This window comes from Streptomyces sp. AM25, from assembly GCF_058146165.1.
Genome location: NZ_JBKIWN010000014.1, coordinates 103,735 through 119,326 on the forward strand (window position 1 = coordinate 103,735; position 15,592 = coordinate 119,326).

General features: G+C 69.6%; 15 protein-coding genes. 9 read left to right on the forward strand and 6 right to left on the reverse strand.

What is annotated here, in order from left to right:
• Positions 1–101: 101 nt before the first annotated feature.
• Entirely contained in the window at positions 102–1,001 is a 900-nt protein-coding gene (locus ACLHRZ_RS19585) for a hypothetical protein (protein WP_490419771.1), read from the reverse strand.
• A 653-nt stretch (positions 1,002–1,654) separates the two neighbouring features.
• Between ACLHRZ_RS19585 and ACLHRZ_RS19590 the strand changes: the two genes are divergently transcribed.
• On the forward strand, positions 1,655–2,386 hold the full coding sequence (locus tag ACLHRZ_RS19590) for a hypothetical protein (RefSeq protein WP_490419772.1): 732 nt from the start codon (positions 1,655–1,657) through the stop codon (positions 2,384–2,386).
• Positions 2,387–2,689: 303 nt separating this feature from the next.
• On the opposite strand, the gene ACLHRZ_RS19595 is transcribed toward ACLHRZ_RS19590, so the two are convergent.
• Positions 2,690–3,742 carry a terpene synthase family protein gene (locus tag ACLHRZ_RS19595; RefSeq protein ID WP_490419773.1) on the reverse strand — a complete coding sequence of 351 codons (1,053 nt, stop codon included), beginning with the start codon at positions 3,740–3,742 and terminating at the stop codon, positions 2,690–2,692.
• A 55-nt stretch (positions 3,743–3,797) separates the two neighbouring features.
• Positions 3,798–4,544, reverse strand: a complete 747-nt coding sequence (gene uppS / locus ACLHRZ_RS19600) for a polyprenyl diphosphate synthase (RefSeq protein ID WP_490419774.1) — start codon at positions 4,542–4,544, stop codon at positions 3,798–3,800.
• Positions 4,545–5,249: 705 nt separating this feature from the next.
• Here uppS and ACLHRZ_RS19605 point away from each other — a divergent pair.
• From ACLHRZ_RS19605 to metC, 5 genes are read left to right on the forward strand one after another with little or no spacing between them, the layout of a single operon-like run.
• On the forward strand, positions 5,250–6,506 hold the full coding sequence (locus ACLHRZ_RS19605; protein WP_490419775.1) for a radical SAM protein: 1,257 nt from the start codon (positions 5,250–5,252) through the stop codon (positions 6,504–6,506).
• Between the two features lie 44 nt (positions 6,507–6,550).
• A complete protein-coding gene (locus ACLHRZ_RS19610) occupies positions 6,551–7,768 on the forward strand; it encodes an ATP-grasp domain-containing protein (RefSeq protein WP_490419776.1) in 1,218 nt (405 codons plus the stop codon).
• A complete protein-coding gene (locus ACLHRZ_RS19615) occupies positions 7,765–8,625 on the forward strand; it encodes a sulfurtransferase (RefSeq protein WP_490419777.1) in 861 nt (286 codons plus the stop codon). The genes ACLHRZ_RS19610 and ACLHRZ_RS19615 overlap by 4 nt, the downstream gene beginning before the upstream one ends.
• A gap of 5 nt (positions 8,626–8,630) precedes the next feature.
• Complete coding sequence (locus tag ACLHRZ_RS19620) at positions 8,631–9,893, forward strand: MFS transporter (protein ID WP_490419778.1); 1,263 nt, start codon at positions 8,631–8,633, stop codon at positions 9,891–9,893.
• Positions 9,890–11,089 carry a cystathionine beta-lyase gene (metC, locus tag ACLHRZ_RS19625; RefSeq protein ID WP_490419779.1) on the forward strand — a complete coding sequence of 400 codons (1,200 nt, stop codon included), beginning with the start codon at positions 9,890–9,892 and terminating at the stop codon, positions 11,087–11,089. The genes ACLHRZ_RS19620 and metC overlap by 4 nt, the downstream gene beginning before the upstream one ends.
• Before the next feature lie 66 nt (positions 11,090–11,155).
• Here the strand turns inward: metC and ACLHRZ_RS19630 are convergent, their stop codons facing one another.
• Positions 11,156–11,842, reverse strand: a complete 687-nt coding sequence (locus ACLHRZ_RS19630; RefSeq protein ID WP_490419780.1) for a hypothetical protein — start codon at positions 11,840–11,842, stop codon at positions 11,156–11,158.
• A gap of 312 nt (positions 11,843–12,154) precedes the next feature.
• Between ACLHRZ_RS19630 and ACLHRZ_RS19635 the strand changes: the two genes are divergently transcribed.
• Positions 12,155–12,703 (forward strand): DUF4232 domain-containing protein, encoded by a 549-nt coding sequence (locus ACLHRZ_RS19635; RefSeq protein ID WP_490419781.1) that lies wholly within the window; start codon positions 12,155–12,157, stop codon positions 12,701–12,703.
• Here the strand turns inward: ACLHRZ_RS19635 and ACLHRZ_RS19640 are convergent.
• The gene (locus ACLHRZ_RS19640) at positions 12,693–12,920 is read right to left on the reverse strand and encodes a hypothetical protein (RefSeq protein ID WP_490419782.1); all 228 of its coding nucleotides are present in this window, start codon (positions 12,918–12,920) and stop codon (positions 12,693–12,695) included. The genes ACLHRZ_RS19635 and ACLHRZ_RS19640 overlap by 11 nt on opposite strands.
• 137 nt (positions 12,921–13,057) lie before the next feature.
• Between ACLHRZ_RS19640 and ACLHRZ_RS19645 the strand changes: the two genes are divergently transcribed.
• Complete coding sequence (locus ACLHRZ_RS19645) at positions 13,058–13,798, forward strand: GntR family transcriptional regulator (RefSeq protein WP_490419783.1); 741 nt, start codon at positions 13,058–13,060, stop codon at positions 13,796–13,798.
• Positions 13,799–13,941: 143 nt separating this feature from the next.
• On the opposite strand, the gene ACLHRZ_RS19650 is transcribed toward ACLHRZ_RS19645, so the two are convergent.
• Positions 13,942–14,529: a GGDEF domain-containing protein gene (locus ACLHRZ_RS19650; protein WP_490419784.1), complete on the reverse strand. Its 588-nt coding sequence runs from the start codon at positions 14,527–14,529 to the stop codon at positions 13,942–13,944.
• Between the two features lie 646 nt (positions 14,530–15,175).
• Here ACLHRZ_RS19650 and ACLHRZ_RS19655 point away from each other — a divergent pair.
• Positions 15,176–15,487, forward strand: coding sequence for a hypothetical protein (locus tag ACLHRZ_RS19655; RefSeq protein WP_490419785.1), 312 nt, complete (start codon positions 15,176–15,178; stop codon positions 15,485–15,487).
• Positions 15,488–15,592 lie beyond the last annotated feature (105 nt).

Sequence of the window (15,592 nt, forward strand, 5' to 3'; positions counted from 1 at the left end):
GCACCCCCGGTTCGGTAGCTGGCGCGGACCAGCGTAACTGTCACCAGGGATGGTTCCTAGGTGGTCCGGGTGAAGCCGGCCTACTGCGGCGATGGGCGGGATCAACTTCGAGTCCTTGTCTGCATCTGGGATTCGTTGTGAAGGTCAGTGATCACCTTCTCCAAGTCAGGGAGATCGGATAGATCGATGTTCCGGGGAGTGGCGGCATAGCTGATCAATCCGAGAAGCCGGTGAACGATGTCGGCTTCCTGCTGTCGATGCTGCCAGTCAGGGTCGGCAGCTGTGTCACTGTCCTTCTGCGGCGCGGTCCTGAACTGCTCGTCCTCGGCGAGGCAGTCCTTCAACGCCTTGGGCCACACCAGCGGAACCGGCTGAGCTGCCTCCTGGGCGTCCTGTTCATGTGGGTAGTGGATCGCAGTGATGATCTTGGCTTCAGCAGACCGATCGATCCGTTGCTGGAGATCTTCGATGGCGGCAAGTCGGGCCGCGACGTGGCGGATCGACCTGGCGTGACGTAGGGCCCACTGCCTCTCAGCGCGCCGACTGCGTTGTTCACGAGCGTGATCGACACGCTCGCTCTGTGTGCGGGGGAGAGTGCCATCAGGCCGTAGGTAGGCGCGGCTCAGTTGTAGGTGCCGACGTTCTGCGGACTGGCGGCTGCGCATCTCTAGCGCTGCAGCGATCCGCGCCCAAGTGATCTTCTTCGTACGCGCAAGAGTGATCAGCTTCAGCTCGTCCTGGTCGAGCTTTTCCCGAAGCATGCGGATGACCAGCAATGTGGCCAAGATGTCCGTTTCTGTTGTGCGCTCGTTGATGTACCCCTGGGCGTGTCGGCAGATGCGGTCGTAGGCGCGGGCGATCTCTGAGAGCCGACGTACAGAACCGTGTTCGATGAGCTGCCGGATGTCTCTCGGAGACTCCAGTAGGCGAGCCCACGCCTGTTCGCGGTCACGCTCGGCTTCGGGGCGCTGCTTGTGGCGTGAGGATGGCGTCGTCCTCATGACGACTCTTTTTATCGTCCTTCAGACGACGTCTCTGCCGGATGGCTTGTGGCAGCCGCCCGGTCTGTCTGTTGAGTGGGGAACGGGTCTGAGTGGCGCCAGTGGGCCAGTGGGGGCTTCTGGGGCATTTTGCGAGCCCCCTGGCGCCAGCGGGCTCGCAGTGTGTAGCTGCCAGCCATGGTGATGGCGAACATCACCTCAGCTAAGTACCTGGCAGTGGCGTCATGGATGACGGAACTCAGCATCGTTGGATCGGCACACGTCAGCGACGTGCGCCTTACTCCTCACAAATGTTGACGGTGCGGGGAGGTGCACCAAGTCGGGTTGGCCTACGCGAAGATCGTGGCCGGTCTCGCCTGAACAGGTTTGGCTTCGGTATCGGTCGTGGCCGTCGCCAGACCGTGATTCTGCCGGGGGCAAACCATCCGCAAGTGCCCTCCGGAGATGGCGGTCGAAATCGCCACCCCTCGCCACCGCCCCATAATGCGCATTATGGGCTAAAACAACCCCTCATTTACTAAGTGGAATGTCGCCTTCCGGAGGCTTCGTGCCTGATGCGAGGGGCAAAGTGTCCGGTCTCCTAGTGGTGTTCGGGGCACTGTCAGTGCGAGCCGCTACGGTCGGGTCCACCCGTCAGGCAAGGGAGCCACCTCGTGGACAAGAAACCTCGCCGCTACTACAGCAACGCAGACATAGCTGGGCTGATGACCCTGGCCCGCGGAGGGTGCTACGCGCCCGACTGCAACGTTCCGACCATCCGCATGATCAATGGTGTGCCGGTGCTCAACTTGGAGATCGCCCATATCCGAGCTCTCGAACCCGGTGGCAAGCGGTTCGACCGGAGCTGGACCGTCGAGCAGCGCAACAGCTTCGTCAACCTGATACTGCTGTGCACCGCACACCACAAGGTGGTCGACGGGCGCAGCAGTGACCAGTACTCCGTAGAGGTACTGGAGCAGTGGAAGCATGCTCGAGAAGCTGACGGCCTGGACGCGCTTGCGGGGTTGAACCACCTCACCGAGGAGAAGCTCGCGACGATGATCGCCCTCGCCCAAGGGGAGCTCCTGGACCGGGTAGGGCCGGCGCTCGAAGAGTTCAGTAAGACGGCACCGGAGCTGGCCACACTGCTGCGCACCCTGACCGACGAGTTAGCCGATCCCAGGGTCCACGGCTTCGGAATCTCCGAGGACGGCATCGAGATGCTGTACGAGTCCGCACGCGTCTTCTCCGGCCTGGAGGACCACGCGATGACTCTGTCGACCGCCGCCGACAAGATGGGGAGCCTCGAAGAAGGTGCTGCTGGCCTGAAGGAGGCTGCCGAGAGCATCGAGGCGGCGGCACACGCGCTGACAGTGGCCGTTGATGAGGCGCGGCGCTATGGCTGACTTTCGTCCTGTTGGTGGGCCACGGGTGGGCCGGTCACGGCGCTGCAGGATGCCAGGTACGGTCCGTGGTGTCCCCCACGTGTTCCCCAGGCGGGGGCGGATGTAGGCCTGCGTACGTAAATGCGCAGGTCAGCGGACCGTGCTGGCCAGAGGAGTAACCCTCTTGAAAACCGTCGTGGCAGCGATGTCACCGTGGGTTCAAATCCCACAGCCTCCGCCAACGGGCCGTCAGGCCGGGTGAGAAGGGGTGTCGGCTTTTGAGCGGCACCCCTTCTGCGTTCGGGCCGGCCCCGGCTCGGAACGCTAGGGGTCGATCCGTAGCCGGTCACCGAGGAAGGTGGCACGGCCGCTGACGGTGTGACCGTCCCAGACGTGTCCGCGGCCGCCGTAACGGGGGCTGAAGAAGTGGTAGGGGACGTTGCCTGCGATGAAGTGGCTCAGCCCCTGGAGATAGGTGTCGAGTCCCGGGTGACTGCGCCAGGGCCCGTTGAGAACCGTGTCGGCGACATCTCGCAGCTGCCGCTCGTGATGAGCGATCAGCCTGCACAGCCGGTCCGTCGCCGCCTGAAGGCCCAGGCCGTCATGGAAGTGGAGGATGCCCAGCGCATTGAACGGCCACTGACCCTCACGGCATTCACGCCCGAAGGAGAAGAGGTCGTTGACCAGCGCGGAGTGGAGCACGGCGAGTTCGCGGGCCTGCTGCAGTTCCGGACTGTCCAGGAGTTCGTCCGGCAGGTTCACGTCCAGGACGTAGTCCATCATCGCTGTCCAGGGCCGGGCTCCGATGGCGTAGCCGCGGATCGGCAAGTACTCCTCGATCGTGAGGCGGCGTCCGGTCCGGTGTATCTCGTCGGCCATGGACTCGCCCTTGACGTAGTCGTGTATCCCGGCGAGCACGCGACGGCGCTGACTCGGCCGCATGGAGCTGGTCAGACCGTTCCACGCCTGGGCTGTCATGACGGCCAGCGCACTGTTGCCGGGGGGACCGGTGCCGTCCACGACGTGCAGGACGGTGGATGTCACCACGTCGGTCCGGTCGGGGCGCAGACCGCGTTGCATATCGGTGAGCAGGTTGTCGCAGATGGACACACAGATCGTCAGGTCCGCGGAGCTGCGCACCCTGTCGGTGACGCCCCGCGGGAATACCCGGCACGGCCAGTTGTCGTGCCGCATGGCGACGAAGACGTCGATCCAGTCCGCCTCGAGGCCCATGCGGTGCAGATGGTGACGGGTCCACGGCGTGGTATCGGTCCGGATGAGCTCGTGATCGGGATGGAGTTCGGCTTTCAGATCGACCAGCAACTCGGGTAACTGCACGGTGTGGCCGAGAACGTCGGTGCGCGGTGTGACGGGCATGGCTCACCTCCTACGATGGTGGGATCGGCGGTACTTGCCGTTGCCCGGCTTGTACTCAGCGGCCGTACCGACGTTGCCGTGACGCGTAGGAATTCAGCGCGCTGAGGAACTCGTATCGGCTGAAGGCCGGCCAGGGGACATCGCAGAAGTGGTACTCGGATACCGCCGCCTGCCACAGCAGAAAGCCGGAGAGCCGCTGTTCGCCCGAGGTCCGGATGATCAGGTCGGGGTCGGGCTGGTCGCGAGTGTAGAGGTGCTGTGAGATGAGGAGCTTCCAGTTGTCCACCGGGTCTCCTTCGGCGGGCGGTGTGATGCCGGCGAGCACGATCTGACGTACGGCGTGGACGATCTCCCGACGGCCGTCGTAGGCGATCGCGATGTTCACGGTCATGCCCGGTGCACTGCGGCTGACGTGACGGGCGCGCTCCATGCTGGCCTGCAGACGGCCGGGCAGGATGGCGAGGTCACCGATCGGCTTGACGGGCCAGCGTCCGCAGGCGGCGAGCTTCTCGATGGTCTCGCCTATCAAGGGAAGCAGGACGGAGAGTTCCTGAACGGGTCGCTTCGTCAGATTGTCGGCGGACAGCACCCACAGTGTGAGTGTTTCCAGCCCGGCCTCGGCGGCCCACTCGCACACCTCTCCGAGGCGTAAGGCACCTTCGCGGTGGCCGTCGACGGGGTCGAGGCCGCGGGCTCGTGCCCAGCGCCGGTTCCCGTCCATGATGACGGCCACATGCCGGGGGCCTGCCCCGGGCCCGGCCGGGAGGGCCTCGGTCGTGGGTGCATCGGCCTCTATGGACATGAATTCCCTCCTTGCCGCTCTGGGGTCCGGCGGGACCGTCCAGGCCGGCACCGTGCTTGTGGTGGCCGACAACCGGTGGCCCGAAGCCGGGAGCAGAGCGAAGAGACTGCGCTGACGGGGTACGGGACGGGGTACACCTCACTCCGCTGAAGGGCTGTCAGCAATCACCCTCATGGGGGGCAGAAGCGCCTCAGCGGCGCACTGACTCGTGCAGCGAGTGGAACGGACGGCTCCAGTGAGCTGCACGTCCGCCTCCGCGCTCCGCACACCGGCGAGGGCTGTCTTCGGCCAGGATGGCCTCGGCAGGCTGTCGACGACCCTCCCTTGCGTTTCCAACATCTCGGTGCCGGAAGGCCATTGGCACGGCCTCGGTCGTTTCTCCCTGCGCCGAGCTCAAAGGGTTTCTTTGAGCAGCTATCGGCCCTGACAGGGATTGACGAAAACCGATCACTGTTGGATCGTTCCGTTGCCACGCCGACCGACCGCTCGAGCATTCGCGGTCGTCCGCGGTGGGGGCGCATGTCGAGCGAGTCGGGGGGCGTCGTGAGTCTTGTTGTCGGCGGAGCCAAGGGCACTGCGGCCCGCCTGTTCCGGCCCGGGTCTTCCGCGTAGCGGAACCGCGTAGCGGCCGTCACGCCGTGGCCGAGGCGCCGTGCGCCGCGGCGCTCCTCCGTTCTGCCTTTCACGTATCCATCCGGGGGAACCATGCCTGTCCAGAACGCACCCATCGCCTACGACTTCCACGGCGACGAGCCGTTCTCCGTTCCGTTCGCGGACATCAAGCCGGAGGACATCCACATCTACCTCGACCTCGACACCAAGGTCGGGAAGAACACCTGCGGCCAGAAGTGCACGCACTGCTGGTTCGTCAACTACGAGAAGGTGTACGACAGGTCCTTCGCGATGGAGGAAGGCCCGCTGATCAAGGCCGGCCTGGAGTCGCAGGGCTTCCACGTCTACCCGCGGTACGTCGACAGCTTCGCGTACGACGGCGAGTTCATGCGCATCTACGGCCCGGCCAACAACCGTGAGTTCCGGCAGGACGCGGACCACACGCCGACCGAGACCATGGCCAAGGGCGATGCCTGGACCAGTGGGCGGCCGCTGCTCGCCGACAACTGGGCCGAGCTGCTCGACCTGGCCCGCGAGAGCGGCTACGGCACCATCTCGATCACCTACCACGGCGTGATCGACGAGAACCTGGCCGTCATCGACGACGGAAGCTACCCGATCAAGGGCGTGTTCACCGGCGCGCTCACCGAGGAAGTGCTGCGCCGCATCGGCAAGTACAACGAGCAGTGGCGGGCCGCCTCGGGCGAGATCGACGACGCCTTCCGCGTGAACATCGGCGTGACCGTCGGCCGGCACAATCACGGCCGTCAGTCGCTGGAGCGTTACGTCCACTACTTCAACAAGCTGGGCGTCGACACCGTCCGCTTCAACAACTACGCCGCACACGGCGGCAAGCACGCCGAACTCCAGATGAGCCACGAGGAGATCGCGCAGGCCTACCGCGACCTCAAGGAGCTCCACGAGACCGTCGGGATGTCCTTCCAGCTCGGTGTCAGCGAGGACTTCGGCACCTTCGGCATCAAGGTCATGGACTTCCCCGGCCACGTCGGCTGGTGCCGGGCCGGCCGTCAGCTGTTCGCCGCCATCCCCACCCCGGAGGAGCTGCTCTCCGAGGCGGAGGGCGAGCGCCGCGAGAAGATCGGCGACATCGTCGGCTGCGTCAACACCTTCGAGCCGCACCTCGGCATCCTGGTCCGTACCACCGCGGAGGGCGAAGAGGCCGGATACCGGGTCGAGTTCGACCACGAGGAGATCGAGGCCTTCACCGCCAAGCGGCTCTCCGGCCACTACAAGGACGGGTGCTTCGCCCGTGAGCTGGCCGAGGAGCAGCAGCTGGTGTCCCGGGTGCCCGAGCGCCGCCGCCTGCCGATCGTCGAGACCGCAGGCTGAGAACCGCCAGCCGCAGCCGAGAAGCAGCCGAGAAAGGGCCGCCCGTGCGCCGCATCCTGGTCTTCGCCAAGACCCCTTACCAGAAGACGCCGTACGACCGCTGGCTGGAGGGCACCGGCATCGAGCCGGTCGTGCTCACCACCGACGGGTACGCCGAGGAGTACCGCCGCCACCTGCGGCACGTGTACGCCTTCGCGGACTACGACACCAACCAGCTGGTCGAGAAGACGGCGCTGCGGCTCGCCCGCGAACTCGGCGTGGAGGCCGTGTTCGCCCGGGCCGAGGCGGATGTGCTGCGGGCGGCCCGGCTCCGCGACCTGCTCGGCCTGCCCGGGCAGCGGACGGCGAGCGCCCTCGCCTTCCGCGACAAGGTCGTGATGAAGGACCACCTGGCCGGCGGCCCGGTCGGGCTGCCGGACTACCGGCAGGTCGAATCGGCCTACACCGTGCTGGAGTTCATCGAGGAGCACGGTTATCCGGTCGTCGTGAAGCCGGTCTCCGAGTCGGGGTCGCTCGGTGCCGCGGTGATCCGTGACGAGGCGGATCTGGACGCGTACCTGGCCAGTCCCTGGCACGGCACCAGCATGGTCGAGTCCTTCGTCGAGGGGCAGATGTACCACATCGACGGCCTGGTGGCCGGCGGCGAGGTGGTCTTCGTCCAGCCCTTCCGGTACGTCAACGACTGCCTGTCGTTCCGCAGCAACGACTGGGTCGCCAGCCTCACGCTGGAACCCGGCAATCCGGTGCACGGCCGGCTCGTCGAGGCGACTTTGGCAGTGGTCGACCGGCTGCCGACCCCGGAGAACACCGCGTTCCACTGCGAGTTGTGGATCACCCCGGACGACCGGGTGGTGTTCTGCGAGATCGCCAGCCGTACCGGCGGCGGCATGATCGCCACCACGCTGACCCACGCCCGGGGCATCGACATCGACCGCGAGTGGCTGTACGCCGAGTGCGGACTGGCCGTGACGCCCGCGGCCGTCACGCTCCGGCCCTTCGCCGGCATGTGCATCCCGCCGCTCAACGGCGTGCTGGAGTACCTGCCGGCCGAGGGCGAGCCGGACTGCGTCCACGAGCGGGTGCTCCACGGGGCCAGTGGCCAGACCTTCCACGGCGGCGTCAAGTCCGGTTTGTTCCTGGCCGGTTACGCGGTCGGCGGGAGCTCGGAGGAAGATGTCGTCGCCAACATGGCACGCGTCCACACCTGGTTCGCCGAGACGGCCAAGTGGCGGCCGCTCGGAAGCGAGGAAGGTGTGCGATGAGTTCCCTGAGCCCGACCCCGGACCTGCCCGGACCGCTGGTCACCGTCGACTGGCTGGCGGAGCACCTGGGCCACCCCGACCTGGTGGTGCTCGACGCGAGCGTCGGCGCCGCCCGGGGCGCCGGGACGCCGATCGCCGGCGCCCGGGTGTTCGACATCGACGGGGCGATGTCCGACCACGACGACCCGCGCCCGCACACCATGCCCGGCACGGAGCAGTTCGTCCGCGGGACACGGGCCCTCGGCGTCAACGACCGTTCCACCGTGGTGGTGTACGACGCGGCCGGCATCTACTCCAGCGCCCGGGCCTGGTGGATGCTGCGCGCGATGGGCTTCGACCGGGCCGCCGTCCTCGACGGCGGCCTGCCCGCCTGGACGGCCGCCGGGCACCCGTGCCGTCCGTTCGCCCAGGAGCCGCCCGCCGCGGGCGACTTCACCGCGCGGCCCCGCACCGGACTGCTCGTCGGCACCGGCACCGTGCAGGAGGCCCTCGCGGACGGGACCTCGGCCGTCCTCGACGCCCGCTCCCGCGGGCGGTACGCCGGCACCGAGGCCGAGCCCCGGCCCGGCCTGCGCGGCGGCCACATGCCCGGCGCCGTGAACCTGCCGTTCACCGAACTGCAGGACGACGGCCGGATGCTGACCGCCGGAGAACTCCGCTCCGCCTTCGCCTCGGCGGCCGGCGACCGCGAGCGGCTGGTGTTCAGCTGCGGCTCCGGCGTCACCGCCTGCGTGCTCGCCCTCGGCGCCGAACTGGCCGGCTACCGCGACCTCACGGTGTACGACGGCTCCTGGAGCGAGTGGGGCCTGCCCTCCGGCCCGCCGGTCGTGACCGGCGCCGAGCCGGGGAAGGAGTAGCCCCGGTGACGGGCTCCGCAGCCGCCCGGTGGCGGACCTGCGCCGCGCTGCCGGCCGGGCTCAAGGCCCTGGTGGTCCTCTCCACCGTGGTCGGCCTCGGCAGCTACATGATCACCCCGTTCATCGGGGTGCTCCTGGTCAAGGGCGTCGGGCTGGACACCGGCACGGCCGGCCTGCTGGTCGCGGTCGCCACGTTCGTCCAGTTCGGCGGCAGCATCGTCGGCGGCCCGGTCGCCGACCGGCTGGGCCTCAAGCCGACGATGATCGTCGCCCTGCTGCTGCGGACGCTGGGGCTCGTCCTGCTCGCGCTCGCCGTCCGGGTGCACTTCCTCGTGCTGCCCGCGGTCGTCCTGGTGGCGGCCGGGCCCGCGCTGTACCTGCCGGCCAACAAGGCGTACATCGTGCGCTCCGTGGCCGACGACCTGCGGCCGCTCTTCCTGGCCATCAGCGCTGCGGCCCTCAACGTCGGCATGGGACTGGGCCCGTTCCTCGCGGTGCTGCTGATCGGGCGGGACCCGGTCGTCCTGCTGCTCGCCCTGGCCGGCCTGTTCGCCGTGATCACCGTCGCCCACCAGGTCGCCATGCGGCCGATCGCCGCGCGGCCCGAGCTCCCGGACGGGGGGACGGAGCAGGGCAGCACCCTGCGCGGTGCCCTGCGCGACGCCCGGCGGCCGGTGCTCTTCAACGTCGCCGCCTTCTACCTCTACTTCTCCTTCCAGAGCTTCATCGGCCTGTACGCGGCCGCCGAGTCGCACCTCGCCCTGGTCGGCTGGGTGATGCTGCTCAACTGCGCCATGATGGCCGTCCTCCAGCCCCTGCTGGCCGGGCGGATCGCCCGGGCCGGCTACCGGTTGCTGCTGGCCGGATCGTTCCTGCTGATGGCGGCCGGCACGGCGGTGATGTGCCTCGGCGGCACCCTCGCCCTGCTGCTGGGCACCGCGGTGTTCACCGTCGGCGAGGCGTTCGTCTTCCTCCGCGGCGACCTGGAGGTGGTCGGCCGGATCCCCGACCGGCCCGCCTTCGCGTTCGGTGTCCAGCGGCTGACCACGGGCGTCGGAGGGCTGTTCGCCGGTGCGGCCGGCGGCTTCCTGTTCGGCCACTTCCAGCACGGCGGGCACCCCGGCCGGTACTGGCTGGCCGTCGCCGCCCAGTGCGCGGTCGTCGCCGTTCTCGGCCTCGTCCTCGGCGGCCCTTCCGCCGGCCGTACGGAACGGGCCGGCACGGAGGACACCGCCGGACGCGAGAATGAGAAGGAGCCCGCGGCATGACCACGCCCGACAGCCGCCGCGACACCCGGTATGTCCAGGCCGGCTCCGAGCCGCACCGCCGCCACGGCTTCGTCAACCCGCCGGTCCACCGGGCCTCCACCGTCCTCTACCGGGACACCGCCGAGATGGCGGCCTCGCAGGCCGACCCGCTCAAGCGCACCCCGCCGGTCTACGGGCGCTTCGGCACCCCGACCGGCAGGGCCTTCGAGAGCGCCCTCGCCGAACTGGAAGGCGGCCACGCCGCCGTGGCCACCTGCTCCGGACTGGCCGCGGCCACCACCGCGGTCCTCTCCTTCGTCCGCGCCGGCGACCACCTGCTCGTCAGCGACTCCGTCTACATGCCCACCCGGCGGTTCTGCGACTCGCTCACCGCATTCGGCGTCCGCGTCGAGTACTACGACCCCGCCGTCGGCGCCGGCATCGAGGAACTGCTGCGCCCCGAGACCCGGTTGGTGTACCTCGAATCCCCGGGGTCCACCACCTTCGAGGTCCAGGACGTCCCGGCCGTCACCGCCGCCTGCCGCCCGCGCGGGATCACCACCGTCATCGACAACACCTGGGCCACCCCGGCCTTCCTGCGCCCCCTCGAACTCGGCGCCGACGTCGTCGTCCACTCCGCCACCAAGTACCTGACCGGCCACGCGGACAGCATCCTGGGCGCCGTCGTCTGCTCCGAGGAGACCTTCCCGGCCGTGCGCGGGGCCGCCATGCGGCTCGGGCAGTGCGCCGGTGCCGACGACCTCTACCTGGGCCTGCGCGGCCTGCGCACCCTCGGCGTCCGGCTCGGCCGGCACCAGCAGCAGGCCCTGGACCTCGCCCACTGGCTCCGGCAGCGCGACGAGGTCGCCGAGGTCGTCCACCCCGCCCTGCCCGAGCACCCGGGCCACCGGATCTGGCGGCGCGACTTCGACGGCGCCTCGGGCCTGTTCGGCTTCGTCCTCCGTCCGGACTTCGGCAAGGCCGCCGTCGACGCCATGATCGACAGCCTGCGCCTCTTCGGCCTCGGTCACAGCTGGGGCGGGTACGAGAGCCTGCTCGTCCCCGCCGACCCGCTCACCCACCGGCTCCCCGGCACGTGGCGGGACCGCGGTCCGCTCCTGCGCGTGCACGCCGGCTTCGAGGACCTCGACGACCTCAAGGCCGATCTCGCGGCGGGGCTCGCCGAGTTGGTGCGGCGGCAGACGGAGGGCAGGTGACGCACGAGGGCGCCCCGGCCCGGGGCGCCCTCGTGACGTGACGTGTGGCCACGTCACGTGGTTGCGTCACTTCCAGTTGACGCCCTTGCCCAGGGAGAACGGGTCCCCCCAGTACTCGGCCGACGTGACCTTCACCGAGGCCGACGGGGCGAGCGCCACCGCGCAGCCCTCGGTGGCCTTGCCCGCGGTGAAGCCGCTCGGCAGGTCGCCGCCGTGGCACTTGGCGAAGTCGCCGATGACCATGAGGTCCTGGGCCTCGGTGCCGTCGGGCAGGTGGCCCTTCATGTGGTTCACGGCGGCGAAGGACAGGTCGGTGGTGCCGTCGTTGGTGACCGAGTAGCGGATGTAGAAGGGGACCTTCCCCTTCACCTGGTCGCCGAGGTTCAGCGCGGACAGGTCGTTCGGGTCGCCCTGCTCGATCGCCGTGACGGTCAGAGCGATCTTGCCGCTCGTGTGGCCGTAGGAGAACGGGATGTGGGCCGCCTCGCCGACCTTGAAGGTCTGGCCGGGCTTCACCTCTCCCGTGGTCCCGCCGCCGGTGCTGCCCGTGCTGCCGGACGAGCCCGAACCGCCGCCGGCCGCGGCGCTCGGGGCGGCGGCCGGGGACGAAGCGGAAGAGGAGGGCGCAGAGGAAGAAGACGACTGCGCCGGCTTGTCCTCGGGACCGCAGCCGGTCAGGGCGAGCGCGCCGGCCGCTCCGAGTGCCACGAGACCGCTCAGTTTTCGGACAGCCTTGATGTCGATACCGTTCACCGTGTGATTCCCCCGTTGCTTGTGGACTGGTGAAGTGCGAGGGGACAGTACGGCAGTTGACGCCGGAACGGATGGCGCAAAAACGACCTCTCAGCGGTCTTCGGCTTCCGTGTGGCGGAGATCACCGGCGGCCCCGCGGGCGTCCGGCACGTCCCCCGTCCCGGGGCGGCGTTCCAGGGGAACGGCGTTTCCCCAGGTCGGAGGGCGTATGACCGTTCTGCTGTCCCTCATGTCCCGCAGGCCGTTGCGGCCGGAACGGCGGGCGGCGGAGGCTTCCCGTGCTCTTGCTCATGCCTTCGGGGGAGACACCCAATGCCCAACGCCGCCCGGCTCGCCGCTTCCGCGGCCCTCGCCATGACCGCCGTCGTCGTCGTGAGCGCCTGCCAGGGGCAGGGCAGCGGCGCGAGGCTCGGCCCCGCGCCGGCCACCGAGGCCCAGGCGGCCCGCGGGCAGGGGGCGCCGGCCTGCTCGGCCGCCGCCGGCAGGGTGACGGTCGGTACGGTCCCCCGGCCCGTGCACCACCTGCTCCTCACCCTCACCAACACCGGCACCACCCGCTGCACCGCCTACGGCCAGCCCCGCCTGCGCTTCGACCAGGGCCGGGCGGTCACCCGGGACCTGCCCGGCAGCCGGCTGCAGGCCGTGGTCACCCTGGCCCCGGGGCAGTCCGCGTACGCCGCCGTCAGCACGTCGGGCGCCGACGGCCGTGCGGCGGCAGGCGTCCGTCCCGCCCGCGTCCTGACGGTGCACTTCGCGGACGCGTCCCCGGCCCGGCTCACCCTGCCCGCGGGCACCTCCGTCGACGGCTCGGCGGCCGTCTCCTCCTGGCGGGTCACGCCCGGCGACGCCCTCACCGGGTGACCGGCCGGGCCACCTCGATGCGATGGGACCGCGCCAGCACGTAGGCGTTGCCGTCCTCGAACTCGACGCGCTTGCGGGCCGGCTGGACGCCCCGCACGTCCCGGACGACGTGCGGTATGCCGCCGACGGTGATGACGTCCCCCACGCGCACGCCGTCCCCGGTCACGGTGACGATGGTGATCCTGCTGCCACTGCTGATCCTGCGGTGGTCGGGCATCGGTCGACTCCCCTTGTGCAACGACAGAGTGTGATGTCTCCGTGGCGCTGCGGCGACGGTACTGCTGTTCACGAAAGGCGGCAAGGTCAGGGGTGAGCTCTGGCCGCGCCCCGCCAACCTGCCTACTGTGTAAGCCGATGAGGCCTGTAGGGGAGGACCGGACGGCTGTGCCCAAGGCGGACGACAACGCGTGCGACCGGCGCTCGCTCCACGAGCGCATCGCGGCGGACCTGCGGGACGAGATCATGTCCGGTGACATCCCGCCGGGCGACAGCGTGCCGTCGACCCAGCAGCTCAAAATCCGCTTCGTGGCCTCCAACGCGACGGTGCAGAAGGCACTCCAGGTGCTGAAGGCCGAGGGCCTCGTCGTGGGGCGCCCCGGTGCGTCCGTCACCGTCCGCCCGCACCGGCAGCGCACCCTGCGGTCCGCCCGGCGCCTGCGCCGCGATCTGAGCAGACTGCTGGACGTCGCCGAGGTCCGGCCGCCGGCGGACGTCGCCGCAGCGTTGAACCTGATGAAGAACGGGACGGCTCTGCTGCGCTCCCGCCTTGTGCTGTTCGACGACGAACCCGTCGAACTGGTCAAGTCCTACTACCCGCTCGACATCGCGCGGGGCACCCCGATGATGGAGCACCGGACCATAGGGGAAGGTGCCCCGGCCCTCCTGACGGAACTGGGCCACCCGCCGCGCCGCTGCGTGGACCGGGTGTCCGCGCGCGTGCCCACGCAGGAGCAGTACAGGGCCCTGGAGATGCCGGGCGATCTGCCGGTGCTGCGGACGTTCCGCGTGGTGTACGGGGACGGGGACCGGCCGATCGAGGTCAGCGTGATGGCCAAGGCCGGGCATCTTCAGGAGCTGGAGTACGGGTTTCCCTGACGGGAAGTCGGGTCATGTGCGCGGTTGTTCCTCGGCCGCGGGCCGGTTGTGGTTGCTCGCGCAGTTCCCCGCGCCCCTCCGGGGCGCGGTGGTCCGGCCGTCTCCAACGTCCCGCGCCCCTTTCGGGGCGCGGGCCCCAGAATTCACGACGCCAGCGTCAAATGCGTCACCGGGCGCCAGTGTTCCCCCCGTCGCTTCGCCGCGTACATCGCCTCGTCCGCCCCGCGCAGCAGGTCCGGCAGGCCCGCGCCGGGGCGGAACGCCTTGCGGCAGACGCCGATCGAGGCGTGCGGGGTCAGGGTGGCGCGGCCGGTGTCGAGGGGGGACGACAGGCTGGCCGAGAGGCCGTGGGTCAGTTCGGCGTCCAGGTCCGCCTCGGGGGCTAGGCGGACGAGGGCGGCGAACTCGTCGCCGCCCAGCCGGGCGGCGAAGCCGTCGTGTTCCGTGCACCAGGTGTCGAGGCGCCGGCCGACGGCGGCGATGACCTGGTCGCCCACGGCGTGACCGTGGGTGTCGTTGATCTGCTTGAAGCCGTTGAGGTCCAGCAGCAGTACGGCCGCGTGCGGGTGCCGGAGGGCGCGCAGGGCGCGGCCGGTGAACTCGGCGCGGCTCATCAGGCCGGTCAGCGGGTCCCTGCGGGCGGAACGGAGCCTGCGGGCCAGGAGGCAGGCGTGGGTGATCCAGCCGACGGTCGGAGCGGCGACGGGCAGGGCCTGGAGTATGAGGTTCATCGGGCACCTTCCGGTTCCTCGGGCGACGGGTGTGCATCGGTGGCCGCGGCCCGGGTGTGCCGGCAGGCGAACGTGGCTGATCACGGCGGTACTTGGGGCGTGCTCACCGGGGCCGCGGACGGCCCGATCGCGCCGTGGTGGCGGGGGACCGGGCCGTCATGCCGCACATCCCCCGTTTCGGGCGGCGCGGAGCACGTGGACCCCTGCCGGGCGGCCCGGAACATCCGAAATGCGGTCGGTGGCGGCCGATATGCGGTCCCGGGCGGTGCCGGGCATCCGACAATCCGGATATCGCGGTGCCGTTGCCGGGGGCGGGGAGTGGACGGCGCGGCATGCGCTCTTCCGCGGTCCGCGGCTCGGCCGTCCGGGGTCTTTCGAAGCACGCGCGGCGGCCCTGCCGAAACGATTTCTTCCGTGGGACGTACGGATTCCGGGGGCATCCGGTGAGGTCCGGCGCAGGCCGTGCGGCGGCGGTGGAGGTTTATCCGTAGCCGGTCATGCTTGCGAGGGAATGGGGAGCGGAGGTGGGTTCGGTGGAGATTCGGTGGGCAATTCTGGATTCGCGACGTCGAAACAGCGCCGGGGCGGTCGGCCAACCACCTGGCAACGACCGGTAGTTCGAAGTTCCGTACCTGGAGGAATTGAGATGGCAAGCACCCGCACTGCCGCCCGCGTTCTCGCCGCTGTCGCGGCCCTGCCCATGGCTGTCCTGCTCTTCTCCGGAATGGCCCAGGCCGACGATGGCGGTCAGCTGGCCAACCGGGGATCGAATGCGGCCGCGGCCGGCCTCGTCGGGAGCGGCGTGGGTCACAACAACCACGGCAACTCGGACACCACGCAGCAGCAGTCCACCGGCACCGGAGCCAGTAACCAGGCCAATACGGCCAGCGTCAACAGGTCCGGCCATACGGCGATCCACCAGGAGAACGTCACCGTCCGCTTCACCAACCTGTGGTGAGCCCGGCGTGACCACCGGCGCCCGGGAGACATGCACCGGGTGATGTGGTGAGAGTGGACAGGGTCTGTACGAACCGCGCGGCGGCACTCCGGTGCCGCCACGCGG

Bases quoted from the DNA above. Each gene is read 5' to 3' on its own strand.
- ACLHRZ_RS19645 (WP_490419783.1), top strand. From the start codon at position 13,058: ATGAGGCCTGTAGGGGAGGACCGGACGGCTGTGCCCAAGGCGGACGAC.
- ACLHRZ_RS19635 (WP_490419781.1), top strand. From the start codon at position 12,155: ATGCCCAACGCCGCCCGGCTCGCCGCTTCCGCGGCCCTCGCCATGACC.
- ACLHRZ_RS19605 (WP_490419775.1), top strand. From the start codon at position 5,250: ATGCCTGTCCAGAACGCACCCATCGCCTACGACTTCCACGGCGACGAG.
- ACLHRZ_RS19640 (WP_490419782.1), bottom strand. From the start codon at position 12,920: ATGCCCGACCACCGCAGGATCAGCAGTGGCAGCAGGATCACCATCGTC.
- ACLHRZ_RS19585 (WP_490419771.1), bottom strand. From the start codon at position 1,001: ATGAGGACGACGCCATCCTCACGCCACAAGCAGCGCCCCGAAGCCGAG.
- ACLHRZ_RS19595 (WP_490419773.1), bottom strand. From the start codon at position 3,742: ATGCCCGTCACACCGCGCACCGACGTTCTCGGCCACACCGTGCAGTTA.
- ACLHRZ_RS19655 (WP_490419785.1), top strand. From the start codon at position 15,176: ATGGCAAGCACCCGCACTGCCGCCCGCGTTCTCGCCGCTGTCGCGGCC.
- ACLHRZ_RS19615 (WP_490419777.1), top strand. From the start codon at position 7,765: ATGAGTTCCCTGAGCCCGACCCCGGACCTGCCCGGACCGCTGGTCACC.
- uppS (WP_490419774.1), bottom strand. From the start codon at position 4,544: ATGTCCATAGAGGCCGATGCACCCACGACCGAGGCCCTCCCGGCCGGG.
- metC (WP_490419779.1), top strand. From the start codon at position 9,890: ATGACCACGCCCGACAGCCGCCGCGACACCCGGTATGTCCAGGCCGGC.
- ACLHRZ_RS19650 (WP_490419784.1), bottom strand. From the start codon at position 14,529: ATGAACCTCATACTCCAGGCCCTGCCCGTCGCCGCTCCGACCGTCGGC.